This is a genomic window from Streptomyces sp. MB09-02B (assembly GCF_033794485.1).
GTDB lineage: Bacteria > Actinomycetota > Actinomycetes > Streptomycetales > Streptomycetaceae > Streptomyces.
Genome location: NZ_JARGEE010000104.1, coordinates 1 through 23,651 on the forward strand (window position 1 = coordinate 1; position 23,651 = coordinate 23,651).

Here is a 23,651-nt window from a genome sequence, read left to right on the forward strand (position 1 = left end):
TAGATGTGTATTAGGCCCCGCCCCGTACCGGTACGACCCTGCCGTGGTTCACACCGGACGCGGACACCTGCGCGGACACGGACCCAGACACGTGCGCGGACACAGACACGGACGCGGGGGTGGCACGGGCCGCGCGCCTCTCCTCGTCGCCGGAGGACACCTGAAAGGGCCGCCGGGTGCAGCGGCCCTTCCACGGACGTCGGGGCGGCCGGTCTCAGTTGACGTCGCCCGTCAGGGCCCTGACCTTCTTGCGGTACATGTAGATCGCGAAGCCGGCCAGGACGGCGAGGGTGGCCTCGACGGCGACCATGCCGGTGCCGCTGAGGTCGAAGCCGCCGACGGCCGGGTTGGAGAGCAGGCCGGTGATCGAGTCGCCCGCGGTGACCGCGAGGAACCAGACGCCCATCATCTGGCTGGCGTACTTGGCGGGCGCCATCTTCGTCGTCACCGACAGGCCGACGGGGGAGAGACACAGCTCACCGACCGTCTGGATGAAGTAGATGCCCACCAACCACATCGGGCTGGCCAGGGTGCCGTCCGCCGCCATGCCCAGCGGAATCAGGAAGAAGAAGAACGAGACACCGACGAGCACCAGGGCCATCGCGAACTTCACTGCTGTACTGGGCTCCCTGCCCCGGCGGTTGAGCCACAGCCAGAGCCAGGCGAACACCGGGGCCAGTGCCATGATGAACAGCGGGTTCAGCGACTGGTACCAGGAGGTCGGGAAGCCGAAGCCGAGCAGCGAGCCGGCCACCTTCTCGTCGTTCGAGCCGAACGCCTGGACCGTGGACGCGCCCTGGTCGTAGATCATCCAGAACACGGCGGCGGCCACGAAGAACCAGATGTAGCCGGTCATCTTCGACTGCTCGGCGGTGGTCAGCTCCTTGTCCCGTTTGATGCGCAGCAGCACACCGGCCGGGACGACCAGACCTATGACCGTCAGCGGGATCATCGCCCAGTTCAGGGTGAAGTGGCCGCTGAGGCCCACGGCGCCGTAGAAGACGGCCGCGACGGCCAGCCAGAGCAGGCCCTTGCGCAGCCAGGTGGCGCGCTCCTCGGCCGCAAGCGGCTTCGGGACGACGTCGCTCTGCGGGCTCAGGTTCCGGCTGCCGGCGAGGAACACGGCCAGACCGACGGCCATGCCGACCGCCGCCAGACCGAAGCCGAGGTGCCAGTTGACCTCCTGGCCGACGGTGCCGATGGCCAGCGGGGCGAAGAAGGCACCTGCGTTGATGCCCATGTAGAAGATCGTGAAGCCGCCGTCGCGCCGCGGGTCCTCGGGGCCGTCGTACAGGTGGCCCACCATCGTGGAGATGTTGGCCTTCAGCAGACCGGAGCCGGCCGCGACCAGCGCGAGGCCCGCGAAGAACGGTGCCTGACCGCCCGGCAGGGCGAGTACCAGGTGCCCGGACATGATGGTGACCGCCGCGATCGTCACCGTCTTGCGGGGGCCCCAGACCCGGTCACCGAGCCAGCCGCCGGGCATCGCGAGCAGGTACACCATCGCCGAGTAGACGGCGACGATCGTGGTGGTGGTGGCCAGGTCCATGGCCAGACCGCCACCCATGCTGCCCTTGCCGGCGTCGGGGCCGCCGGAGAGCAGGTAGACGGTGAGGAGAGCCTTCATGCCGTAGTAGGAGAATCGTTCCCACATCTCGGTCATGAAGAGAGTGGCCAGTCCGCGGGGGTGGCCGAAGAAGGTGCCCTCGGTGCCGGGGGTTCCCCGGCCGGCCGAGTCCTTCGTCAGGCTGGACGCCATGGTCGTTCCTTGCAGTGTCGGGACGGCGCACGTGGGGGCGCGCCCAGAGGTTGTTCCGCACACAAAAGAGACCTTCAGCGCTGATATGCCGCCAAAGGTCCCCACGTGTAGCTACAGGCGTTCCGTCACCATACGCCAGGATGATGCAGGAACCGGAAGGCCTTGAGAGCCGGATCACAGGTAAGAAGACCCTGGCGATCGCATATTCGAAGGTCAACCAGGGGCTCGCATCGTGCGGGCCCAGGAAGGGGCCGCACAGGGCACGGCGCGGCGACGCCCCGTTCACGGGACCCGCGCGCGATCCCCACCGAACCCGGCCGTCGTCTCCACGTGGCGACCCGGATCTTCACCGGTGACGGATGAAACGCCCACCGCGGTGGATCATGCCCCGGGAGAGTAAGAGAACCGTTGGACAAAGGTGTGAATCGTGCTCGCCGAACACCCTCCACCTGCGGTTCTCGGCGGACTACCATCACTCCATGACCCGTGTACTGCTCGCCGAGGACGACGCGTCCATCTCGGAGCCGCTGGCCCGCGCACTGCGCCGGGAGGGGTACGAGGTGGAGGTCCGCGAGGACGGCCCCACCGCGCTGGACGCCGGAATGCAGGGGGGCGTCGACCTGGTCGTCCTGGACCTGGGGCTGCCCGGCATGGACGGCCTGGAGGTCGCCCGCCGGCTGCGCGCCGAGGGACACGCCATCCCGATCCTCATCCTGACCGCGCGCGCCGACGAGGTGGACACCGTCGTGGGCCTCGACGCGGGTGCCGACGACTACGTCACCAAGCCCTTCCGGCTGGCCGAGCTGCTCGCCCGTGTCCGGGCGCTGCTCCGGCGCGGCGCGGCGGAGCCGGCGCAGCCGCCCGCCACGCACGGGGTGCGGATCGACGTCGAGTCCCACCGGGCGTGGATGGGCGACGAGGAGCTCCAGCTCACCGCCAAGGAGTTCGACCTGCTGCGGGTGCTCGTGCGCGACGCCGGCCGGGTCGTCACCCGTGACCAGCTGATGCGCGAGGTCTGGGACACCACCTGGTGGTCGTCGACGAAGACCCTCGACATGCACATCTCCTGGCTGCGCAAGAAGCTGGGCGACGACGCGGCGAACCCGCGGTACATCGCGACGGTGCGCGGGGTCGGCTTCCGGTTCGAGAAGAACTGATGCCTGCCGGGTGCTGACCCGGGCGCCACACAGCTCGGGGCGTGGGTCGTGTGGCGGCCGCGGGGTCCGTTGTGGCTGGTCGCGCAGTTCTCCGCGCCCTTTGCGGGGCTGCGCCCCGGCACCGACCCCCGTTCAGCGCCAGGCGCCGGGTGGCGCACAATCAGAGGTCCAGTCAGAGGTCCCATCAGAGGCCCATCAGAGGCCCATCAGAGGTCCAGAAAACCCGCCCCGCCCGGAGGGCAACCGTGCGTCGCCGTCTCATCCAGTCCACCCTCGCCGTGGTCCTCGTGGTCATCGCCGTCTTCGGCGTCTCCCTGGTCATCGTCGAGACCCGCACGATCAGCAACAGCGCCGAGGAACGCGTCGAGTCCGAGGCCGTCCAGCTGACGAGCATCGTGGACAGCCGGATCATCGGCGACGAGAGGATCACCGCCGAGGTCCTCCGGGACCAGGTCGGCGACGAGCGCTACGCCCGTATCGAGATCCCCGGCCAGTCCACGATCGAGATCGGCGACAAGCCCGTCGGCGACGTCATCAGTCACCAGGCCAAGGGCGAGAAGGACGAGGTCGTCACGGTCGAGGAGTCCCGCTCGGCGGTCAGCCGCGAGGTCGGCCGCACGCTGCTGATCATCGCGGCCGTCGCCCTGCTGGCCGTCATCGCGGCCGTCCTCCTCGCCGTACGCCAGGCCAACCGCCTCGCCTCCCCCCTCACCGACCTCGCCGAGACCGCCGAACGGCTCGGCTCCGGCGACCCGCGCCCCCGCCACAAGCGGTACGGCGTCCCCGAGCTGGACCGGGTCGCGGACGTGCTGGACGCCTCCGCCGAGCGCATCGGCCGCATGCTCACCGCCGAGCGGCGGCTCGCGGCCGACGCGTCCCACCAGCTGCGCACGCCGCTGACCGCACTGTCGATGCGGCTGGAGGAGATCACCCTCACCGACGACATCGACACGGTGAAGGAGGAGGCGCACATCGCGCTCACCCAGGTCGAGCGCCTCACGGACGTCGTGGAGCGCCTCCTCACCAACTCCCGCGACCCCCGCAACGGCTCCGCCGTCTCCTTCGAACTCGACGAGGTCATCAAGCAGCAGCTGGAGGAGTGGCGGCCGGCCTACCGCAGCGCCGGTCGGGCCGTCGTCAGCTCCGGCAAGCGGCATCTCCAGGCCGTGGGCACGCCGGGCGCGGTCGCCCAGGTGCTGGCCGCGCTGATCGAGAACTCGCTGATGCACGGGGGCGGCACGGTGGCGCTGCGCACACGGGTCACCGGGAACCAGGCGGTGATCGAGGTCACCGACGAGGGGCCCGGTGTGCCCGCCGACCTCGGCGCGCGGATCTTCGAGCGGGCGATCAGCGGGCGCAACTCGACGGGCATCGGGCTGGCCGTGGCACGCGACCTCGCCGAGGCCGACGGCGGCCGCCTGGAGATGCTCCAGGCGCAGCCGCCGGTGTTCGGACTGTTCCTGTCCCGCACGCCGGTCCGCACGCCGTCCGGCGACACCCGACCGGTGCGCTAGCGGGCGCGGGCGCGGGCGCGGGCGCGTTCGGAAGGGGGGGCGGGCCCCCTCAGCAGGCGCGGGTCGCGCCCCCCTCAGCGGCGTTTGCCGGTGACCGTCGGCGGGTGGGTGGCCTTCGCTTCGAGGAACGATTCCGCACCGGCCACCGTCTCCCGGGCCGGGAGAGCCCGGAACACCCAGGTGCGGTACGACCAGAACCGGAAGAGGGTCGCGACGCCGATGCCGAGGAACTTGAAGATGTTGGACTGCAGGGGGGTGTCCCAGTCGAAGCCGTACGTGGCCGTGTAGAGGACACCGTTCTCGATGACCAGGCCGACCGCGCTGAACAGCAGGAACAGCGACAGCTCCTTCGTACGGCCGCTCTTGTCGCGGTCCCGGTACGTGAAGTAGCGGAAGCCCACGTAGTTGAACGCGATGGCCACGACCGTGGCGATGACGCTGGCCCGGACCACCTGGAGCTCGGTGGTGTGCCGCACGAGGTTGAACACCCCGAGGTTCACCAGCAGCCCCGCACCGCCCACCGCGCCGAATTTGGCGACCTCACGCACCAGCAGGTCGAGTCGGCGGCGCAGGGCGCCGCGGGGCCTCATATCAAGCCCCGAGCTGGTACGTCCCATCGTGTGCGGCCCCCGTCGTTCGGTTCCGGTCGGTGTCGTGCCGGTGGTCAGCCGGTTGCTGTCCCGTCCGAAAAGATCTGAATGATCAGAAATGAGTTGATCTTCGGTCGATATCCACTGGTTACGCCATGCTAACCAGCGCCCCTGGCCCATGCCTGTGCAGAAGCTCACAGCCGGGGTACGGAGGAGGTCCGGGGCCGGTCCAGTGGGGAAATGGGCGGGGAAAACGGGCACCCGGGAGTGGCCGATTCCGTGGCCGATACCCTGGGGGCGTGACGTTCCCGGTAGTCGGCATGGTCGGCGGTGGCCAGCTCGCTCGTATGACACACGAGGCGGGCATCCCGCTCGGCATCAGGTTCAAGCTCCTCAGTGACACCCCTCAGGATTCCGCGGCGCAGGTCGTCGGTGATGTCGTCATCGGCGACTACCGCGACCTCGACACGCTGCGTGCGTTCGCGCAGGGCTGCGACGTGATCACCTTCGATCACGAACATGTACCCACCGAGCATCTACGGGCGCTGGAGGCGGACGGCATCCCCGTCCGCCCCGGCCCGGAAGCGCTCCAGCACGCCCAGGACAAGGGCGTGATGCGGGCGAAGCTCGTCGAGATCGGGGTGCCCTGCCCACGGCACCGCATCGTCGCGGACCCCGACGACGTGGCCGCCTTCGCCGCCGAGGGGCTCCCCGAGGGCGCCGAGGGCGACGGGTTTCCGGTCATCCTCAAGACGGTCCGCGGCGGCTACGACGGCAAGGGCGTCTGGGTCGTCCGGTCGGTCGAGGACGCCGCCGAGCCCTTCCGCGCCGGCGTCCCGGTCCTCGCGGAGGAGAAGGTCGACTTCGTACGGGAGCTGGCGGCCAACGTCGTACGGTCGCCGCACGGCCAGGCCGTCGCCTACCCGGTGGTGGAGTCGCAGCAGGTGAACGGCGTCTGTGACACCGTGATCGCCCCCGCGCCCGACCTGGACGAGGCACTCGCCCTGCGCGCCGAGGAGATGGCCCTGCGCATCGCCAAGGAACTGGACGTGGTCGGCCACCTCGCGGTCGAGCTGTTCCAGACCCGCGACGGCCGCATCCTGGTCAACGAGCTGGCCATGCGCCCCCACAACTCCGGCCACTGGAGCCAGGACGGCGCGATCACCTCGCAGTTCGCCAACCACGTGCGGGCCGTCCTCGACCTCCCGCTCGGCGACCCGCGCCCCCGCGCGAAGTGGACCGTCATGGTCAACGTCCTCGGCGGCGACTACCCGGACATGTACTCCGCGTACCTGCACTGCATGGCCCGCGACCCCAAGCTCAAGATCCACATGTACGGCAAGGACGTGAAGCCCGGCCGTAAGGTCGGTCACGTCAACACCTATGGCGACGACCTCGACGACGTGCTGGAGCGCGCCCGTCACGCCGCCGGTTACCTGAGAGGCACGATCACCGAATGAGCAGCGCCGCCGGACCCGTCGTGGGCATCGTCATGGGGTCGGACTCCGACTGGCCCGTCATGGAGGCCGCCGCGCAGGCCCTCGACGAGTTCGAGATCGCGTACGAGGTCGACGTCGTCTCGGCGCACCGGATGCCGCGCGAGATGATCGCGTACGGCGAGGAGGCCGCGGACCGGGGTCTCAAGGTGATCATCGCGGGTGCGGGCGGCGCCGCCCACCTGCCCGGCATGCTCGCCTCCGTGACGCCGCTGCCGGTCATCGGCGTGCCGGTGCCGCTGAAGTACCTCGACGGCATGGACTCCCTGCTGTCGATCGTGCAGATGCCGGCCGGAGTGCCCGTCGCGACGGTCTCCGTCGCCGGGGCCCGCAACGCCGGCCTGCTGGCCGCGCGCATCCTCGCCGCGCACGACGAGGAACTCCGCGGCCGGATGCGGGAGTTCCAGCAGGAGCTGAACGACCAGGCGACCGAGAAGGGCAAGCGCCTGCGCACCAAGGTCGAGGGATCGGGCAGCGGCTTCGGCTTCGGGAAGTAGACGTAACCGACATGACGGGGACCACGGGGGACACGGGGGAGATGGCCATGACATCGCTGGAGGCGGCCAGGGAACTGCTGCGGGAGTTCCCGGTCGCGGACGGGCACAACGACCTGCCCTGGGCGCTGCGTGAGCAGGTCCGCTACGACCTGGACGCACGGGACATCGCGGGTGACCAGAGCACCTTCCTCCACACCGACCTGGCGCGGCTGCGCGCGGGCGGGGTGGGGGCGCAGTTCTGGTCGGTGTACGTGCCCTCCGACCGGCCGGGGGCCGTCACCGCGACCCTCGAACAGATCGACTGCGTACGGCGGTTGATCGACCGTCATCCGGCGGAGCTGCGGGCCGCACTGACCGCCGCCGAGATGGAGGCGGCCCGGGCCGAGGGCCGGATCGCCTCCCTGATGGGCGCCGAGGGCGGCCACTCCATCGACAACAGCCTCGCCACGCTGCGGGTCCTGTACGCGCTCGGCGTCCGCTACATGACGCTCACCCACAACCACAACATCGCCTGGGCGGACTCCGCGACGGACGAGGCGGCCGCCGGCGGCCTCACCGACTTCGGCCGCGCGGTGGTGCGGGAGATGAACCGTGAGGGGATGCTCGTCGACCTCTCGCACGTGGCCGCGACGACGATGCGGGACGCGCTCGACGCGTCCGTCGCCCCGGTGATCTTCTCCCACTCCTCGTCACGGGCCGTGTGCGACCACCCCCGCAACATCCCGGACGACGTCCTGGAGCGGCTCCCGGGCAACGGGGGAGTGGCGATGGTGACGTTCGTGCCGAAGTTCGTGCTGCAGGCCGCCGTCGACTGGACGGCCGCCGCCGACGAGAACATGCGGGTCCACGGTCTGCACCACCTCGACACCACCCCCGAGGGGATGGCGGTCCACCGCGCCTTCGAGGAGCGCAACCCCCGCCCGGTCGCCACCGTGGCCACGGTCGCGGACCATCTCGACCACATGCGCGAGGTCGCCGGCATCGACCACCTCGGCATCGGCGGCGACTACGACGGCACCGCCTTCACCCCGGACGGCCTGGGCGACGTCTCCTGCTACCCGAACCTGATCGCCGAGCTGCTCGACCGGGGCTGGTCGCGGACCGACCTGGCCAAGCTGACCTGGCGGAACGCGGTCCGGGTGCTGGGCGCGGCTGAGGACGTGGCCCGGGACCTCCAGGCCCGTACCGGCCCGTCCCACGCGACGCTGGACCAGCTGGACGGGTGACGCAGGGCGCCGCCCGGGTCTCACCCGGGTGGCGCAGTGGCGGCCCCGCGACGGCCGTTCAACCCGAACGCCCCACCCACCAGGAAGGCGGGCGGCCTCCGTGCCACGGTGACGAGTACTGCGATCACCCAACGGCTACGGAGGTTTGCCATGGCAGATCTGCAGGACGAACTGCAAGCCGCGGGGGAGGCCGGCGAGCTCGACACGCCCCCCGCCCCCACCCGCGCCGAGGCCACGCGCACACGCGACCGGCGCCCACCGGCGGCGGAGCCGATAGCCCCCGGCGACGACGGCCACCCCGACGACGGCGAGGCGGACGACGTCCGCCCCCATGCCGCGACCGACGTCCGCCGCGGTGGAGCGGACGTCCCCGAGGCCCTCGGCGACGAAGCCGTCGTGGTGGCCGGACCCGCCGGACCCCCCTCGCCGTCCTCGCCCTCCCCGGAGCTGGCCGAGGCGGACGCCTTCCTCGTCGCGCACCCCGTCGCCGACGGGTACAGCGGGCTGCCGTGGGTGCTGCGCCAGCTGCCCCGGTACGACCTGGAGCTGGGCGAGGGCGGCGTGGACACCGACGTGCCGCGCATGCGCAAGGGCCACATCGGCGCGCTGTTCTGGTCGCTGCACCTCCCGGAGGGCCTCGCGGGCGAGCGGGCCGTGGGAGCCACGCTGGAGCAGCTGGACCTGGTCAGGACGGTCGTCGACGCCCACCCCGAGGGCCTGCGGCTCACGCACAGCGCCGGCGAGACCACCGACGCCCGCAACTGCGGTCGGGTGGCCGTCCTGCTGGGCCCCGCCGGAGCCCCGGCGATCGGCGACTCCCTCGGCATCCTGCGCTCCCTGCACACACTCGGCCTCAAGGCCCTGACCCTCGCCGGCGCGTCCTGGGCGGGCGAGTCCGGGCTGAGCAGGTTCGGTGAGGAGGTGGTCCGCGAGATGAACCGCATAGGCGTCCTCGCCGACCTCTCCGGAGCCTCCGAGGAGACGGTCCGCCGGGCGCTCGCGGTCTCCCGCGCCCCGGTGGTGTGCACCCGCTCGGCGGCCGCCGCGCTGCGGCCCCACCCCGCCAACCTCCCCGACGACCTCCTCGCCGCGCTGGGCGAGGCGCGGGGCCTGTGCATGGTGCCGCTCACCGCCGAGCAGACCGGCCCCTCGGTCCGCGACGTCGCCGACCACCTCGACCACGTCCGCTCGATCGCCGGCCCCGAGTGCGTCGGCCTCTCCGGCGCCTACGACTCCGGCGAGGCCCATCCCCGGGACCTCACCGACGCCTCCTGCTACCCCCGCCTCGTCGCCGAACTCATGGACCGGGGCTGGTCCGAACCCGACCTCGCCCTCCTCACCTGGGGCAACGTCCAACGCGTCCTGCGCACCGCCGACTTCACGGCGAGGGCGGCACGCGACCGCCGGGAAGCCTCGACGGCGAGGATCGCGGAACTGGACGGTTGACGGGGCCACGCCCCGTCAGGGGCGCGGGGAACTGCGCGACCAGCCACGAACGACCCGCGGCCACTCGGCTCCCCGCACCCCTCCCGCTGTCGCGCACTCAACTCCGGCAGAGACAGAACGGATGCCCCACAGGATCCGCGTACACCCGGAACCCCCGCTCACGATCCGCCGCGTCCAGCACCGTCGCCCCCAGCGCCAGCACCTCCTTCTCCGCAGCGTCCATGTCCTCCACGTCCAGGTCGAGATGGAACTGCTGCGACCGCTCCGCCGAGGGCCACTCGGGCGCCACGAACCCCGGCGCCTTCTGGAACGCCAGCCGCGCACCCCCGCCCGGTACCTCCAGATTCACCCAGTCCCCCTCCCCGCTGACCTTCCCGCCGATCACCTCGGCGTAGAACCCGGCGAGCGCGGCCGGGTCGGGACAGTCCAGAACGACGACATCCAGCTTGGCGATGACCATGGCCTTCTCCTTGCTCGTTCTCTGCTCACGTGAACTTCGGTTACCTGTAGAGGAGGGTAACCAGTAACGGTTACCTTATGCATCCCCATAACGGGTAACCTCGCGGACATGAGTGCAAGAGGGTCCGCCCCCGGCGGCCTGGCCCTCGTCGAGAGCCTGGTGAACACGCTGGACCTGGAGACGGGCGCCGACGCCCTGGAGACCCCGGAGGCCCGAGCCGGCCTGTGCCTGGCGGCGGACGAGGACCTCACGGCGGTGCGCGAGCTGCGGGAGTCCCTCCGCGCGACCCTGCTGGCCCACGCCGGTCACGCCCCGCACGGCCCGGTGACCCCGCTGGGCACGCTCCTGGCCGCGGCGCCGCTCGTCGTCGTCGTCTCCACCGAGGACGGCTCCGCGAGCCTGCGCCCCGCCGCCGACCCGGCCCCCCTGCTCTCCCGCGTGGCCGCGGCCGTCGCCGAGGCCCTGACGGCGGGCACCTGGCAACGCCTCAAGGCCTGCGAGGCCTCCGACTGTCACTGGGCGTACTACGACCGCAGCCCGGCCGGACGCGGCCGCTGGTGCTCGATGCAGGTGTGCGGAGCCCGTGCGAAGATGCGCCGCTACCGAGCGAAGTAAGCGCTTCGCCCCCGCCGGGCGCCGGAACGTGGACAATAGGAAAAGACGCCGTTCCGGCCGACTGAGCCTCGGCCGGAACGGCGTCACCTTGTGTTGCCCCGAGTCGGCCGGAACGGCGTCACCTTCCGTTGCCCCGACCCGGGAACGGAGTCTCCCGCCGACGCGGTCCTACGCGGTCGGCCGCCCCATCGCCCGGTACGTCCAGCCCGCACGGCGCCACAGCTCAGGGTCGAGCGCGTTGCGGCCGTCCAGCACGAGCCGTGTCGACGCGACCTCGCCCAGCGCCTCGGGGTCCAGCGTGCGGAACTCCTGCCACTCCGTCAGGTGCAGCACGATGTCGGCGCCCCGCACGGCGTCCAGCGCGGTGTCGGCGTACCCGAGCGTCGGGAAGATCCGCCGCGCGTTGTCCATGCCCTTGGGGTCGTAGACGGTGACCTGGCCGCCCTGGAGGTGGATCTGCCCGGCCACGTTGAGGGCGGGGGAGTCGCGTACGTCGTCGGAGTCGGGCTTGAAGGTGGCGCCGAGCACGGCGACCCGCTTGCCCAGGAAGGACCCGCCGCCCAGCGCCTGCCGGGCCAGCTCCACCATCTGGCCGCGCTGGCGCATGTTGATGGAGTCGATCTCGCGCAGGAACGTCAGGGCCTGGTCGGCGCCCAGCTCACCGGCGCGGGCCATGAACGCCCGGATGTCCTTCGGCAGACACCCGCCGCCGAAGCCGATGCCGGCCCGCAGGAACTTCTTCCCGATCCGGTCGTCGTGCCCGATGGCCTCGGCCAGCTTGGCGACATCGCCCCCGGCGGCCTCGCACACCTCGGCCATGGCGTTGATGAAGGAGATCTTGGTGGCGAGGAAGGAGTTCGCGGAGGTCTTCACCAGCTCGGCGGTCGGGAAGTCGGTGAGGACGAACGGGGAGCCCTCCTCGACCGGCGTCGCGTACACCTCCCGCAGCAGCTTCTCCGCCTTTTCGCTGCGCACGCCCACCACGATCCGGTCCGGGTGCAGCGTGTCGTTCACGGCGAAGCCCTCGCGCAGGAACTCCGGGTTCCAGGCCAGCTCGGCGTCCTCACCGGCGGGCGCGTGCTCGGCGAGGTACGCGGCCAGCCGGTCGGCGGACCCCACCGGCACCGTCGACTTGCCGACGACCAGGGCCGGGCCCGTCAGATGCGGGGCGAGCGAGGCGAAGGCCGCGTCGACGTAGGACATGTCGCAGGCGTACTCGCCGTGCCGCTGCGGGGTGTTCACGCAGACGAAGTGGACGTCACCGAAGGCGGCGACCTCGGCGTAGTCGGTGGTGAAGCGCAGCCGCCCGCTGGATCCCTCGATCCCCGCGACATGCTTGCGCAGCAGCTCCTCCAGGCCCGGCTCGTACATCGGGACCTCGCCGCGCCGAAGCATGTCGATCTTCTCTTCGACGACATCGAGCCCGAGCACCTCGAACCCCAGCTCGGCCATGGCCGCGGCGTGTGTCGCGCCGAGATAGCCGGTGCCGATCACGGTGATCTTGAGGGCCATGGGTGCTCCTGGGGTGTCCGGCCGTGGGGTGCCCGCGCGTGCGGGAGACGTGCGCTGCCTGAGCATAGTCGGGGCGTGTCCGGGCCCTTCACCGGGCAGATTCCCCGGGGGCCGGGGCCTGTCGTCAAACTCACGTACCAGTCCTGTGGGCAGCCCTCTAAAATTTGAGTTACTTAACGGTAGTTAGCGTCAGGAGCGTGAGAGACCTTGGCCGGATCGGCTGATTTCGACCTGTACCGCCCGTCCGAGGAGCACGACATGCTCCGTGACGCGATCCGTTCCCTCGCCGAGGCGAAGATCGCGCCCCACGCCGCCGCCGTGGACGAGGAGGCCCGCTTCCCGCAGGAGGCGCTGGACGCGCTGGTCGCCAACGACCTGCACGCCGTGCACGTGCCCGAGGAGTACGGCGGCGCCGGCGCCGACGCGCTCGCCACGGTCATCGTGATCGAGGAGGTGGCCCGCGCCTGCGTGTCGTCCTCCCTCATCCCCGCCGTCAACAAGCTCGGCTCGCTGCCCGTGATGCTCTCCGGCTCCGAGGAGCTGAAGAAGAAGTACCTGGGCCCGCTCGCCAAGGGCGACGCGATGTTCTCGTACTGCCTCTCCGAGCCGGACGCGGGCTCCGACGCGGCCGGGATGAAGACCCGCGCGGTCCGCGACGGCGACCACTGGATCCTCAACGGCGTGAAGCGCTGGATCACCAACGCGGGCGTATCCGACTACTACACGGTCATGGCCGTCACGGACCCGGACAAGCGCTCCAAGGGCATCTCCGCGTTCGTCGTCGAGAAGTCCGACGAGGGTGTCTCATTCGGCGCCCCGGAGAAGAAGCTCGGCATCAAGGGCTCCCCGACCCGCGAGGTCTACCTGGACAACGTCCGCATCCCCGCCGACCGCATCATCGGCGAGGAGGGCACCGGCTTCGCGACGGCCATGAAGACCCTGGACCACACCCGCATCACCATCGCCGCCCAGGCCCTCGGCGTCGCCCAGGGCGCCCTCGACTACGCCAAGGGCTACGTCCAGGAGCGCAAGCAGTTCGGCAAGCCGATCGCCGACTTCCAGGGCATCCAGTTCATGCTCGCCGACATGGCCATGAAGATCGAGGCCGCCCGGGCCCTGACCTACCAGGCGGCCGCCAAGTCCGAGCGCGGCGACAAGGACCTCACCTTCCAGGGCGCCGCCGCCAAGTGCTTCGCCTCCGACGTCGCCATGGAGGTCACCACGGACGCCGTCCAGCTCCTCGGCGGCTATGGCTACACCCGCGACTACCCGGTCGAGCGCATGATGCGCGACGCCAAGATCACGCAGATCTACGAGGGCACGAACCAGGTCCAGCGCATCGTCATGGCGCGGAACCTGCCGTAACAACCTCCATCGGCGCGGTGGCGGGCGGGGACGGGGAGGCGTAGGACGGAAGGTGCGCGGGATCCGGCCCCGGATCCCGCTCTCCCACCACCCCCAGGAGGAGCCATGACGCAGCAGGCCGGGAACATGACCGCGATGACCAAGGAGATGCAGGACTGCGTCGACGCCTGCATGACGTGCCACAGCGTGTGCGAGGAGACCATGAGCTCCTGCATGCAGGCCGGCGGTCAGGCCCAGATGCAGATCATGCGCGCCCTGATGGACTGCGCCGAGATGACCCGTATGTGCGCGGACATGATGATGCGCCGCTCGCCGCTGTCCGCCGAGATGTGCGCGATGTGCGCCCGCGCCTGTGACATGTGCGCCGAGGCGTGTATGTCCATGCCGGACGACCAGCAGATGATGCGCTGCGCCGAGGCGTGTCGCCGCTGCTCCGAGATGTGCCGGACGATGGCGGGCGCCACCGCCTGAGCACGACCCCATGACGGAGGGGCACCCCCTGCGACGGGAGGTGCCCCTCGGTCACGTCGTCCGCCGGGTCAGTTGCCCGACACCGTCACCGTCTCGTCGTTCTTCAACTGCTCCACCAGCTGCTTCACCTTCGCGGTGTCCCACTGGAGGTTGCCGTTGGCGGCGTTTCCGGAGATCGGCATGTTCATCGACTTGCCGTCGCCGCCCGTCACGCCCTTCATCGCCCAGAACATGTCGGCCAGGTCGAACAGGCCCATGTCCTTGTCGACGATCAGGGTGTCCAGACCCGCGCTCATCGTCGGGTACAGCCTGAACGGGTTCAGCACCGTGCTCGGCGTCGCCGTCTGACTGGCGAGGGCCGCCAGGAACTTCTGCTGGTTCTTCGTCCGGTCCAGGTCACTGCCCGCGAGGGCGTAGCGGGTCCGGACGAAGGCGAGGGCCTGCTCGCCGTTGAGGGTCTGCTTGCCCGCCTCGAAGTCGGCACCGGACTTGGTGTCCTTCATGCCGCCCTTCGGGATCTCGATCTCGACGCCGCCGACCGCGTCGACGATGTTCGCGAAGCCCGCGAAACCGATCTCCACGTAGTGGTCGATGCGCAGCCCCGTGTTGGCCTCGACGGTACGGACGAGCAGCTCGGGCCCGTCCTCCGCGTACGCCGCGTTCAGCTTCACCTGGCGTCCCGAGCCCTTGTAGGTCTTGCCGGACTCGGAGCCCACGAACGTCGGTATCTCGACGTTCGAGTCACGGGGCAGCGAGATCAGCGTCGGGCCGTTGGAACCGGTGTGCAGGATCATCATCGAGTCCGTGCGCTTGCCCTCGGCGGACCCGGTGTGGAGCTCCTTCTTCTGCTCGTCGGACAGGCCCGCGCGGCTGTCGGAACCGACGATCAGGTAGTTGGTGCCCTCGCCCTCGGCCGGCCGGTCGATGACCTTGGAGAGGTCGACCTCGCGGTTCAGCTTGGAGTCGGCCCAGAAGTACGTGCCGATCGTCGTCGCGAGCAGCACCACGGTGACCGTGATCGCGGTCAGTTTGATACGACGCCCCCAGTTCGGCGCGCCCCGGTCGCCCCGGCCGCCCCCGTGACCACCGGAGCCGCCCACGCCGCCGGCGCCGTAGACCTGGCCGGTGTTGTAGTCGCTGTTGTGGCCGCCGCCGTACTGCTGCTGGTCGGGGCCGCTGTTGCCGTGGCCGTCACCGTACGGGTCGCCGTACGACGGCTGCTGGGGCACACCACCCTGAGGGGGTGCCGACGGGCCGCGACGGACCTGGCGCATGACGCGCGGCCCCTCGGGCTGGGCGTAGTCGCCGCCGCGGTTGTTGCCGGACCATCCCTCGGGCCAATCGTTCATGCGCCCCAGTGTGCCGGGTCGGGCTGTGGGCTTTACAAGGGTCGATGAAAAACAAAGGCAGGGCTGTTGCGAAGCCGACACAAATTGCACGGTTTTGTAGGGGGCCGGGCGCCTGTTGATCAGGGGGGAGTGGTTTGAGGGCGAGTGCGGGTTGTTCGTGGTTGCTCGCGCAGGTCACCGCGCCCCCTACGGGGCGCAGGACACCTGGTCGCCCCGGACCACTCCCGATTCGCCCTGCTCCGGGTTCTCGGCGCGCACCTTGCGGACCTGCTCGAAGTCCGTGCCGGCGATCACCTTCATGGTGGGGCCCTGGGCGCGGACCGGGCGGAGCTCCGAGCCCGGGAGGGCGGCCGCGAGGGAGCGGGCGGAGCGGTCCCAGCGGGGGTCGTGGAGGACCAGGGTGCGGGTGACGTTCGGCCGCGGGGCGTTGACCGGGGCCTTGGTGGTGCGGAAGCCGGTGGCGGCCAGCTGACGGTCGACCTTCCTGCCGAGGCCCGGGACGGCCGTGCCGTTCTCGACCTGGACGCGGATCTGCTGCGGGGCCACGTCGACGAGGGCGTACGAGCCGCGCGCCTTGTAGGGCGCGAGGGGGCGGTCGTCGCGCAGGGCGTCGAAGAGGCGGGCAGCCTTGGTGTCGTCCCACTTCAGGGTCGAGCCGACGCCCTTAACGGTGTACCCCATGCGTCCGATGGGCACGGTGGTGAACTCCGACGAGGCCGGGGTGAGGTTCCGCATCGCGCGGCCGAGGTCGATCAGCTCACCGGTGCCGAACTCCTTGTCGGCGCGGACGGAACCGAGGACGGCCTGCGTGATGTCGCGGAACTTCATCGGGTTGAGCAGCACCCCGGAGGAGGTGGCCTGGGACATCAGGGACGCCATGAACCGCTGCTGGCGCTTCATCCGGCCCAGGTCGGAGGAGCCGTCGGCGTGCCGGGAACGGACGTACTGGAGGGCCTCGCCGCCGTCCAGCTCATGGGTGCCCGCGTCCAGGTCGAGGCCGGTGTAGGAGTCCTTGAGGGACCGGGTGGTGCAGATCTCGACGCCGCCGAGGACGTCGACGGTCCGCATGAAGCTGGTGAAGTCGACCTCGACGTAGTGGTCGATCTTCACCTTGGTCATGTGCTCGACCGTGCGCACGGTGAGCTGCGGCCCGCCCTCCGCGTAGGCCGCGTTCAACTTGATCGGGTGGGAGCGCAGGACCTTCCCGGTGGCGCGGTCGGTGTGCTCGGGCGTCTCGGCGTACGAGTCGCGCGGCAGGCTCACGACGCTCGCGCGCTCCCTGTCCTCCGAGATGTGCACGATCATCATCGTGTCCGTGCAGTGGCAGGGGGCCCCGCCCAGCCGGTACCGGCGCCGCTCCCGCTCGCTGATGCGGTCGCGGCCGTCGGTGCCGACCAGCAGCACGTTCATGCCGTGGCCCGGCTCGGGGCGGTTCTTCATGTCCTTGAAGGCGTCGACCCGCTTGATCTCGCCGTCCAGGCGGGTCACCACCGCGTGCCCGATGCCGGCGGCGGCCAGCACCACCACCGAGAGCGTGGTCACCGCCCGCATGGCCCAGCTCCGCCGCCGGGGGGGCACGGGGGGCCGGGGCTGCTGCGGACGGGCTGGACGGCTGGGCGGTGCGGACACGGGGGACACCTCCGCGAGACCGGTCAGGGGAAGGGGAGAAGTCAGAGAACCTTGAGCACCGTAGGATCCCGGCATCCGCGCCCCGCGCACGCGACCGGGCGGCGCGCGTTCGTGTCCCCCGTTCGCGGTAACGTGAGCCCCCTATGAACGCCAAGCCCGACGTGCAGCTCCCCGCCGTGTCCGTGATCATGCCCGTTCTCAACGAGGAGCGGCATCTGCGCGGAGCCGTCCAAGCGATCCTCGCGCAGGAGTACGCCGGCGAGATGGAGGTCGTGATCGCCCTCGGTCCGTCCACGGACCACACGGACGAGATCGCCGCCGAGCTCGTACGCGAAGACCCGCGCGTCCACACGGTCCCGAACCCCACCGGCCGGACGCCCGCCGCCCTCAACGCCGCGATCAAGGCCTCCCGCCACCCGATCGTGGTCCGCGTCGACGGCCACGGCATCCTCTCGCCGAACTACATCGCCACCGCCGTCCGGCTCCTGGAGGAGACCGGCGCGCAGAACGTCGGCGGCATCATGCACGCCGAGGGCGAGAACGACTGGGAGCACGCGGTCGCCGCCGCGATGACCTCGAAGATCGGGGTCGGCAACGCCGCCTTCCACACGGGCGGCGAGGCGGGTCCGGCCGAGACGGTCTACCTCGGTGTCTTCCGGCGCGAGGCGCTGGAGCGGCAGGACGGCTACAACGTGGAGTTCATCCGCGCCCAGGACTGGGAGCTGAACTTCCGCATCCGTGAGGCGGGCGGCCTCATCTGGTTCTCGCCCGAACTGCGGGTGTCGTACCGGCCCCGGCCCAGCGTCAAGGCGCTCGCCAAGCAGTACAAGGACTACGGGCGCTGGCGGCACGTCGTCGCCCGCTACCACGAGGGCTCCATCAACCTGCGCTACCTCGCCCCGCCGACCGCGGTGTGCGCGATCGTGGCCGGCACCCTGGTGGGTGCCCTGGTGACCCCGCTGGGCTTCGTCGTCCCCGGCGGCTATCTCGCGGCGATCGTCGCGGGCTCGGTCCCGGCGGGCAGGGGGCTGCCGCTCAAGGCCCGCCTGCAGATCCCCGTCGCCCTCGCGACCATGCACATGTCGTGGGGCTTCGGCTTCCTCACCAGCCCCAGATCGCTGGCGAAGAAGGTCATCGCCTCCCGCCGCCCGGCGGTGTTGACCGAGAGCTGAGCACCGAGAGCTGAGCACCGAGCACGTACGAGCGGGGCCCCTCCCACAGCCGGGAGGGGCCCCGCTCGACGTTCCGGGCACTCACCAGGTGAACCCTGGATTCACCTTCATGCAGGCCTTCTTGTTCGCGCCGTTGAGGGCGTCCGCCGACTCCGGAGTCCTGTCGTCCTCCTTCTCGGCCTCGTACGTCTCCCCCTCGCGCCAGTCGGCGCCGACGACGAGCGTGACACCGCTGACGTTCGTGGACTTCTCCACCTGGCCCAGCGGGATGCCGAGGGCCTTGGCGACCGCCTGGGCGTCGCCCTCCAGCTCGGCGCCCGGGTAGCGCACGACCGTCTTGTCCTCGGTGGTCGCGTTGGTCGAGTCGGACGAGGACTTGGCGAAGCCGTCCTCGACGAGCAGCTGGGACACCGTGTGCGCGCGCCCCGCGACGGGGGCGAGGGTGGACGTCATGGTGCCGTTGATCACCAGCACCCCGATCTTGTCCTTCGCCGCCGCCGGGTCGTCGGACGTCGCGTCCTCGGTGGTGGTCCTCTTCTTGTCCTTGCCGTCCAGGGCGATGTCCTCGCGCACCAGCCGGAACAGCTTCTCCGCGTCGCCCTCCTTGGGCACGACGCGCGCGCCGGCGTACGTGTACGGCATCGTCGTCATCGTGATCCGGGCCGGCTCGACCTTGCGCAGCTCCGTGCTGAGGTCGTAGAGCTTGGCGACGTCACCGAGGCCCTCGTCGACGGTGAGCGCGTCGGTGGCCTCCTCGGCGAGGTTGCGCAGCTTGTTCGGGTTGGTGATCGTGGCGTTCTCGCGCAGTTCGCGGACCATCGCGTTCATGTACTGGTGCTGGGCCTTGGCGCGCGCGATGTCGCTGCCGTCCTCGAAGCCGTACCGGGTGCGCAGCCACTGCAGGGCCTGCTTGCCCTTGATGTAGGTGGTGCCCTCCTCCAGCTTCAGCCCCGAGCCCTTGCCGTCGCTGGTGTGCGAGTAGATGTTGGCGTCCACGCAGACCGGCACGCCGCCGATCGCGTCGGCCATCGACACCACACCGGAGAAGTCGACCATCATGAAGTGGTCGATGCGGATCCCGGTCAGCTTCTCCCAGGTGGCGACCGAGCAGCCGGGGCCGCCGCGATCCAGCGACCGGTTGGTCATCACATGGGTGAGCGCCTCGTACACCTCGCCGCTGTCGGGGTCGGTGCACTTGGGGATGTCCAGCAGGGTGTCGCGGGGCATGCTGACGACCGACATGTTGCTGCGGTCGGCGGACAGGTGCAGCAGCATCTGGACGTCCGCGAGGGCCGGCCCGTTGAAGTTCTCCTTGGCGCCGCCGAGCTTCTGGTTCTCCGCGGTGTCCCGGGCGTCCGAACCGATCAGCAGGATGTTCAGCGGGGTCTGGCCGGCCGCGTTCGGCGTCGGCTCGGCGATCTTCGTGTCGCCGAGGTTCAGCTTCTCCTTCTTGATGTTGCCGTTGAGGTGCTGGTAGTAGAGATAACCGGCACCGGCGGTGCCGAGTATCACGACCGCCAGGATCGTCGCCGACCAGCGCAGCACCCGTCTGCGCCGGGGCCTCCCGGGGGCCTTCGCGCGCCCCCGGCCCCCACCTCCGCCGTCGCGGCGCTTCCGTCCGCACTGCGCGGGCACCCTGGCGTCACCGGCACCGGCACCGGCACCGGCACCGGCACCGGCACCGTCACCGGCACCGTCGCCGTCGCCGTCCGAGCCGGACGCCTCGTCCTTCGGATCCAGGTCCCCGTCCAGTTCCCCGTCCAGATCCCCGTCCTGCTCGCCGGGTTCGTCGACACGCGGTCGCCCCCCGTCCCCGCGCACGTCGCTCCGTACCATCTCCCTGCCCCTCCCCACCCTGCCGTGGCGGGGCCGTCCCCGCCTCCTGTTGGACCGTCGAGAACCCAACCTGGATGTACTCATGTTCTGTTGAACGCGTCATGTGTTCCGACCGGATGACATGCGGACACGGGTCGGCGGGGCGGCGCGTACCGCCCCACGGCACGTTCGACGACATTCAGAACCGACCGGGCGGGCGCGTCCTCGCGCCCGCCCGGTGCACCACCGGATCTCTCGGCTGTCTTGCTGCTCGCGTCCGGTAGGACGCGCCACGACCCCGTCAGGTCATCAACTGGCGCACTTTTCCTTGTCCGCGGTGTTCTTCTGGACGTCCAGATCGGCTGCCGAGCCCCCGCTGAGCGGCACCCCGGCTCCCCCGAAGTCCTTGCCCAGGGTCAGCACCATCGAGGGCAGGCCCTGCGAGTTGGTCTCGCTGTTGCCCTTGCCGGGCTTCAGCGCGGACGCGGACAGACCCATGAGGTCGGCCAGCTTGCGCGCCTGGTCGGCCTGGTCCGGGTCGTACGCGAGGGTCGTCTTCGACAACGTCTTGTCGGCGTTGCCGAGCTGGCTGGACTTGGTCACGCCGACATCGTTCTGCAGCCAGCTGAGCGTGGCCTGTGCGCTGCCGGCCTGGGCACCGCCGTTGTAGACGCTGACCCGGACCTCGGAGGCGTCGGCGCGCGCGCCCTTGAGCTTCGCGGCCTCCTTCTCCTTCTTCTGCTTCTTCACCTCGGTGAGCGAGATGTCGCTCCTGATGGTGTCGAAGAGTTGCTGGGCGCTCTGCGGCTTGGGCAGCACGGTCGCACCGTCGGTGTTGTCGATGACCGGCACGGTGGTGAAGGTGATGTTCTTCGTCTTGACCTTGCCGACCTCCTGGCCGAGCGAGGCCAGCTTCTTGATGTCGGAGATCGTCGAGTCGACCGACAACGCGCTGGTGGCGGCCTCCGCGAGGTCCAGCACCTTCGTCGGGTCGGTGAGCGTGTCCTTGGACTTCATCTGGCGGATCATCGAGCTGAGGAACTGCTGCTGCAGCTCGATCCGGCTCAGGTCGCTGCCGAGGCCCACGCTGTAGCGGGTGCGCAGGAACGCCAGCGCCTCCTCGCCCTCGATGGTGTGCTTGCCCGCGGTGAGGTCCAGCTTGGACTTGGAGTCCTTGATGTCCTTCTCCAGGCACACCTCGACACCGCCGATGGCCGTGGAGAGCGTCTTCACCGCGTTGAAGTCGGCCACCATGAAGTGGTCCGACTTGATCCCGGTCAGCTCCTCCACGGTGCGCATCGTGCAGCTCGGCGTACGGCCGTACTGGCCGAGGCTCGTGTTGAACCGGACGTTCGGGGTGCCCCGGATGTTCTTCTTGGAGCCGTCCTCCTGTGTGGTGAGGCAGTCCGGGACGTCCACGATCATGTCGCGCGGGATGCTCATCGCGGTCGCGTTCGTGCGGTCCTTGGACACGTGCAACAGGATCGTGGTGTCGGCGTGGCCGACGCTGTCCTTGTCGCCGTAGCTCCCGTTGCCCGCGCCGGTCCGCTTGTCCGTGCCGATCACCAGCAGGTTGATCGCCCGGTCCTTGCTGAAGCCGCCGGTGCCGGCGCCGTCGTCCGAGATCTTCTTGATGTTGTTGTTGAGGTGCTGGTAGTAGAGGTAGCCCGCGGTGCTCACCCCGACCAGCACGAAGGCCAGCGTGCCACCGGTCCACACCAGTATCCGCTTGCCCGTCGACTTCTTGGGCTTGCTCTTGCCCCGGCCGCTGCGGCGGCCCGGCAGCGGCTCCTCCTCGGGCGTGCCCCGGCGGCGCCGGGGTCCCGGCAGGGTGTCGGGGATCTCCCGGGTGTCCGTGCCCGCCGACGCGGAGCGCGTGGACGCACCGTTCCCCGCTGCCCTGGCGCCCGCCGCGGCGGGCGCGGCCCGACGCGGCCTCGGCACCGCCGACTGCGGTGCGGAAGGGGTCAGTCGCAGTTCGTATTCACCGGTGTTCGGGTTGAGTACCCACTGGTCTGCGGGGTCGATGTCGTCCGCCCGCCCACGGCCTTGCGCGTCCACGGTTGTCTGATTCCTCCGTCGGGGCCACGCGGCGTCTTCCCCCTCAAAAGACGCTCGGGTCTCGCTGCAAGTGGTGCGTGACCGGAAGGCCTGACACACCGGATCGCTCACACTAGCCGCACGATCAGGCGCCGAGCGACGGCGGTGACACATTGCACGCCCCTACAACCGGGCAATCCGCCCATTTCCTAGAGCATTTGTTCTTTGTGTTGACGTGCGCTTTACCCGTGGAACCGCTGCGGAGTCATCCGCAGTCCTTCTCCGCGGCCGTACTGCCCCGGAAAGTCGGCACCGGATCGGGTGTTCCGGAGAGGCTTCCCGAAAGCTCTTCCGCATGTCCTTCCCGTGTCCCCTCGGGCAGTTCTCGCGCCACCGCCACGGGTGCGTCGGCGCGCAGCCGTGCGAAAAGGCTCTGCGCCGCCGGCTCGACGAGCTCGTCACGATTGGCGTCGTACGCATACGACTTCCGGGGAACGGTCAGGAATTGCACCTTTTCCATGGGGATCGTGCGCAGGCCGCGCACAAGATCGTAGAGTCCGCGCAGACTCGCCAGTCCCGGGTCCGTGGTGAGTGACGAGGTGGCCGCGTCGAGCACCGGATAGAGCTTCACGGGATTCAGCAGGACGTTATTGCCGCGCACCTTCGCCGCCAGTGCCGCCAGGAACCGCTGCTGCCGGTCCATCCGCTCGGTGTCGCTGCCGTCACCCAGTGACTTGCGCGCCCGTACGTATCCCAGTGCCTGTTCCCCGTCGAGTTTCACCCTGCCCGCGGGCAGCCGCAGTTCGGCCTGCTTGTCGTGAATGGGTTCGGTGAGGCACACCTCGACGCCGTCCACGGCGTCGACCATCTCCTTGAAGCCACTGAAGTCCACCACGACGTGATGGTCGATCCGGATATCGGTCATGCGCTCGACGGTGCGAATCGTGCAGGCCGAACCGCCGTTCTGGAACGCGTAGTTGAACATGGTGAACACCGGTTCGGTGCGACTGCCGTCCGGCCGCCGGCAGCTCGGCACGTCCACCATCAGATCCCGGGGCAGCGACACCGCGGTCGCGCTGCGCCGGTCCGCCGCGAGATGCAGCAGGATCGTCGTGTCGGACCGCTCGGTGCCCGAGTCCCGCCCGTACTCGCCGTTCTCGTCCCCCGACCGCGAGTCCGACCCGATGACGAGGATGTTCTGCGCGCCCCGCACCAGCGCCGTCGGCCGCTCCTTCTCGTACCGCGCCAGCTCGTCCGCCGCCGACCGGTCCGAGGTGATGTTCCCGTCCAGCTTCTGGTACGCCGCCCAGCCCACCCCCAGGGCTCCGACGACCATCAGGGCGGCGCCGCTCGCCACCCACCGTCCCCACCGCCGTCGACGCCGACGCCGGGGCCCGAGCCCGGTGGGCGAACCGCCCGCACCGGGCCCCAGCCCGGGCGCCTGCCCTCCGACGTCGTCCACTTCCGGCCACCCCTCACGGCGTACGAGCGAGTCGTTGCTCTTACGACGATGGCGCGGGAGGGGGCAGTGGGGCGGC

The 23,651-nt window shown here is 70.2% G+C and carries 19 protein-coding genes; 10 read left to right on the top strand and 9 right to left on the bottom strand.

Annotated elements, in window-relative coordinates; all coding sequences use genetic code 11:
• Positions 1-214 precede the first annotated feature (214 nt).
• Positions 215-1,759: an oligopeptide:H+ symporter gene (locus tag P1P70_RS17045; protein ID WP_319238137.1), complete on the bottom strand. Its 1,545-nt coding sequence runs from the start codon at positions 1,757-1,759 to the stop codon at positions 215-217.
• 479 nt (positions 1,760-2,238) lie between these two features.
• Between P1P70_RS17045 and P1P70_RS17050 the strand changes: the two genes are divergently transcribed.
• Positions 2,239-2,916: a response regulator transcription factor gene (locus P1P70_RS17050; protein WP_239754987.1), complete on the top strand. Its 678-nt coding sequence runs from the start codon at positions 2,239-2,241 to the stop codon at positions 2,914-2,916.
• 245 nt (positions 2,917-3,161) lie between these two features.
• Positions 3,162-4,430 (top strand): ATP-binding protein, encoded by a 1,269-nt coding sequence (locus P1P70_RS17055; RefSeq protein WP_319238141.1) that lies wholly within the window; start codon positions 3,162-3,164, stop codon positions 4,428-4,430.
• A 74-nt stretch (positions 4,431-4,504) separates the two neighbouring features.
• Here the strand turns inward: P1P70_RS17055 and P1P70_RS17060 are convergent, their stop codons facing one another.
• Positions 4,505-5,047, bottom strand: a complete 543-nt coding sequence (locus P1P70_RS17060; RefSeq protein ID WP_413471481.1) for a GtrA family protein — start codon at positions 5,045-5,047, stop codon at positions 4,505-4,507.
• A gap of 272 nt (positions 5,048-5,319) precedes the next feature.
• Here P1P70_RS17060 and P1P70_RS17065 point away from each other — a divergent pair, with 272 nt between their 5' ends.
• The 4 genes from P1P70_RS17065 (at position 5,320) to P1P70_RS17080 (ending at position 9,685) form a co-directional block, all read left to right on the top strand.
• Positions 5,320-6,480, top strand: a complete 1,161-nt coding sequence (locus P1P70_RS17065; protein ID WP_319238146.1) for a 5-(carboxyamino)imidazole ribonucleotide synthase — start codon at positions 5,320-5,322, stop codon at positions 6,478-6,480.
• A complete protein-coding gene (gene purE / locus P1P70_RS17070; protein WP_319238149.1) occupies positions 6,477-7,013 on the top strand; it encodes a 5-(carboxyamino)imidazole ribonucleotide mutase in 537 nt (178 codons plus the stop codon). Before P1P70_RS17065 ends, purE begins: the two co-directional genes overlap by 4 nt.
• 47 nt (positions 7,014-7,060) lie before the next feature.
• The gene (locus tag P1P70_RS17075; protein WP_319238151.1) at positions 7,061-8,239 is read left to right on the top strand and encodes a dipeptidase; all 1,179 of its coding nucleotides are present in this window, start codon (positions 7,061-7,063) and stop codon (positions 8,237-8,239) included.
• Positions 8,240-8,389: 150 nt separating this feature from the next.
• On the top strand, positions 8,390-9,685 hold the full coding sequence (locus tag P1P70_RS17080; protein WP_319238153.1) for a dipeptidase: 1,296 nt from the start codon (positions 8,390-8,392) through the stop codon (positions 9,683-9,685).
• 97 nt (positions 9,686-9,782) lie between these two features.
• Here the strand turns inward: P1P70_RS17080 and P1P70_RS17085 are convergent, their stop codons facing one another.
• Positions 9,783-10,145, bottom strand: a complete 363-nt coding sequence (locus P1P70_RS17085) for a VOC family protein (protein WP_319238155.1) — start codon at positions 10,143-10,145, stop codon at positions 9,783-9,785.
• A 108-nt stretch (positions 10,146-10,253) separates the two neighbouring features.
• Between P1P70_RS17085 and P1P70_RS17090 the strand changes: the two genes are divergently transcribed.
• Positions 10,254-10,760: a CGNR zinc finger domain-containing protein gene (locus P1P70_RS17090; protein ID WP_319238157.1), complete on the top strand. Its 507-nt coding sequence runs from the start codon at positions 10,254-10,256 to the stop codon at positions 10,758-10,760.
• A gap of 168 nt (positions 10,761-10,928) precedes the next feature.
• On the opposite strand, the gene P1P70_RS17095 is transcribed toward P1P70_RS17090, so the two are convergent.
• A complete protein-coding gene (locus P1P70_RS17095) occupies positions 10,929-12,272 on the bottom strand; it encodes a UDP-glucose/GDP-mannose dehydrogenase family protein (RefSeq protein WP_319238159.1) in 1,344 nt (447 codons plus the stop codon).
• A gap of 207 nt (positions 12,273-12,479) precedes the next feature.
• Here P1P70_RS17095 and P1P70_RS17100 point away from each other — a divergent pair, with 207 nt between their 5' ends.
• Together P1P70_RS17100 and P1P70_RS17105 are read left to right on the top strand one after the other, a co-directional pair.
• Entirely contained in the window at positions 12,480-13,637 is a 1,158-nt protein-coding gene (locus P1P70_RS17100; protein WP_319238162.1) for an acyl-CoA dehydrogenase, read from the top strand.
• Positions 13,638-13,742: 105 nt separating this feature from the next.
• Entirely contained in the window at positions 13,743-14,108 is a 366-nt protein-coding gene (locus tag P1P70_RS17105) for a four-helix bundle copper-binding protein (RefSeq protein ID WP_319238165.1), read from the top strand.
• Positions 14,109-14,176: 68 nt separating this feature from the next.
• On the opposite strand, the gene P1P70_RS17110 is transcribed toward P1P70_RS17105, so the two are convergent.
• Both P1P70_RS17110 and P1P70_RS17115 read right to left on the bottom strand, forming a co-directional pair.
• Positions 14,177-15,457 carry an LCP family protein gene (locus P1P70_RS17110; RefSeq protein WP_319238167.1) on the bottom strand — a complete coding sequence of 427 codons (1,281 nt, stop codon included), beginning with the start codon at positions 15,455-15,457 and terminating at the stop codon, positions 14,177-14,179.
• 186 nt (positions 15,458-15,643) lie between these two features.
• Entirely contained in the window at positions 15,644-17,008 is a 1,365-nt protein-coding gene (locus P1P70_RS17115) for an LCP family protein (RefSeq protein WP_413471482.1), read from the bottom strand.
• A 221-nt stretch (positions 17,009-17,229) separates the two neighbouring features.
• On the opposite strand from P1P70_RS17115, the gene P1P70_RS17120 reads away from it, so the two are divergent.
• Entirely contained in the window at positions 17,230-18,258 is a 1,029-nt protein-coding gene (locus P1P70_RS17120; protein ID WP_319238172.1) for a glycosyltransferase family 2 protein, read from the top strand.
• Positions 18,259-18,339: 81 nt separating this feature from the next.
• Here the strand turns inward: P1P70_RS17120 and P1P70_RS17125 are convergent, their stop codons facing one another.
• The 3 genes from P1P70_RS17125 to P1P70_RS17135 form a co-directional block, all read right to left on the bottom strand.
• Positions 18,340-20,094: an LCP family protein gene (locus P1P70_RS17125; protein ID WP_319238175.1), complete on the bottom strand. Its 1,755-nt coding sequence runs from the start codon at positions 20,092-20,094 to the stop codon at positions 18,340-18,342.
• Between the two features lie 288 nt (positions 20,095-20,382).
• The gene (locus tag P1P70_RS17130; protein WP_319238178.1) at positions 20,383-22,134 is read right to left on the bottom strand and encodes an LCP family protein; all 1,752 of its coding nucleotides are present in this window, start codon (positions 22,132-22,134) and stop codon (positions 20,383-20,385) included.
• Between the two features lie 244 nt (positions 22,135-22,378).
• The gene (locus P1P70_RS17135) at positions 22,379-23,575 is read right to left on the bottom strand and encodes an LCP family protein (RefSeq protein ID WP_319238182.1); all 1,197 of its coding nucleotides are present in this window, start codon (positions 23,573-23,575) and stop codon (positions 22,379-22,381) included.
• Positions 23,576-23,651 lie beyond the last annotated feature (76 nt).

Bases quoted from the DNA above. Each gene is read 5' to 3' on its own strand.
- P1P70_RS17075 (WP_319238151.1), top strand. From the start codon at position 7,061: ATGACATCGCTGGAGGCGGCCAGGGAACTGCTGCGGGAGTTCCCGGTC.
- P1P70_RS17045 (WP_319238137.1), bottom strand. From the start codon at position 1,759: ATGGCGTCCAGCCTGACGAAGGACTCGGCCGGCCGGGGAACCCCCGGC.
- P1P70_RS17085 (WP_319238155.1), bottom strand. From the start codon at position 10,145: ATGGTCATCGCCAAGCTGGATGTCGTCGTTCTGGACTGTCCCGACCCG.
- P1P70_RS17120 (WP_319238172.1), top strand. From the start codon at position 17,230: ATGAACGCCAAGCCCGACGTGCAGCTCCCCGCCGTGTCCGTGATCATG.
- P1P70_RS17125 (WP_319238175.1), bottom strand. From the start codon at position 20,094: ATGGTACGGAGCGACGTGCGCGGGGACGGGGGGCGACCGCGTGTCGAC.
- P1P70_RS17090 (WP_319238157.1), top strand. From the start codon at position 10,254: ATGAGTGCAAGAGGGTCCGCCCCCGGCGGCCTGGCCCTCGTCGAGAGC.
- P1P70_RS17050 (WP_239754987.1), top strand. From the start codon at position 2,239: ATGACCCGTGTACTGCTCGCCGAGGACGACGCGTCCATCTCGGAGCCG.
- P1P70_RS17115 (WP_413471482.1), bottom strand. From the start codon at position 17,008: ATGCGGGCGGTGACCACGCTCTCGGTGGTGGTGCTGGCCGCCGCCGGC.
- purE (WP_319238149.1), top strand. From the start codon at position 6,477: ATGAGCAGCGCCGCCGGACCCGTCGTGGGCATCGTCATGGGGTCGGAC.
- P1P70_RS17105 (WP_319238165.1), top strand. From the start codon at position 13,743: ATGACGCAGCAGGCCGGGAACATGACCGCGATGACCAAGGAGATGCAG.
- P1P70_RS17095 (WP_319238159.1), bottom strand. From the start codon at position 12,272: ATGGCCCTCAAGATCACCGTGATCGGCACCGGCTATCTCGGCGCGACA.
- P1P70_RS17080 (WP_319238153.1), top strand. From the start codon at position 8,390: ATGGCAGATCTGCAGGACGAACTGCAAGCCGCGGGGGAGGCCGGCGAG.
- P1P70_RS17060 (WP_413471481.1), bottom strand. From the start codon at position 5,047: ATGGGACGTACCAGCTCGGGGCTTGATATGAGGCCCCGCGGCGCCCTG.
- P1P70_RS17110 (WP_319238167.1), bottom strand. From the start codon at position 15,457: ATGAACGATTGGCCCGAGGGATGGTCCGGCAACAACCGCGGCGGCGAC.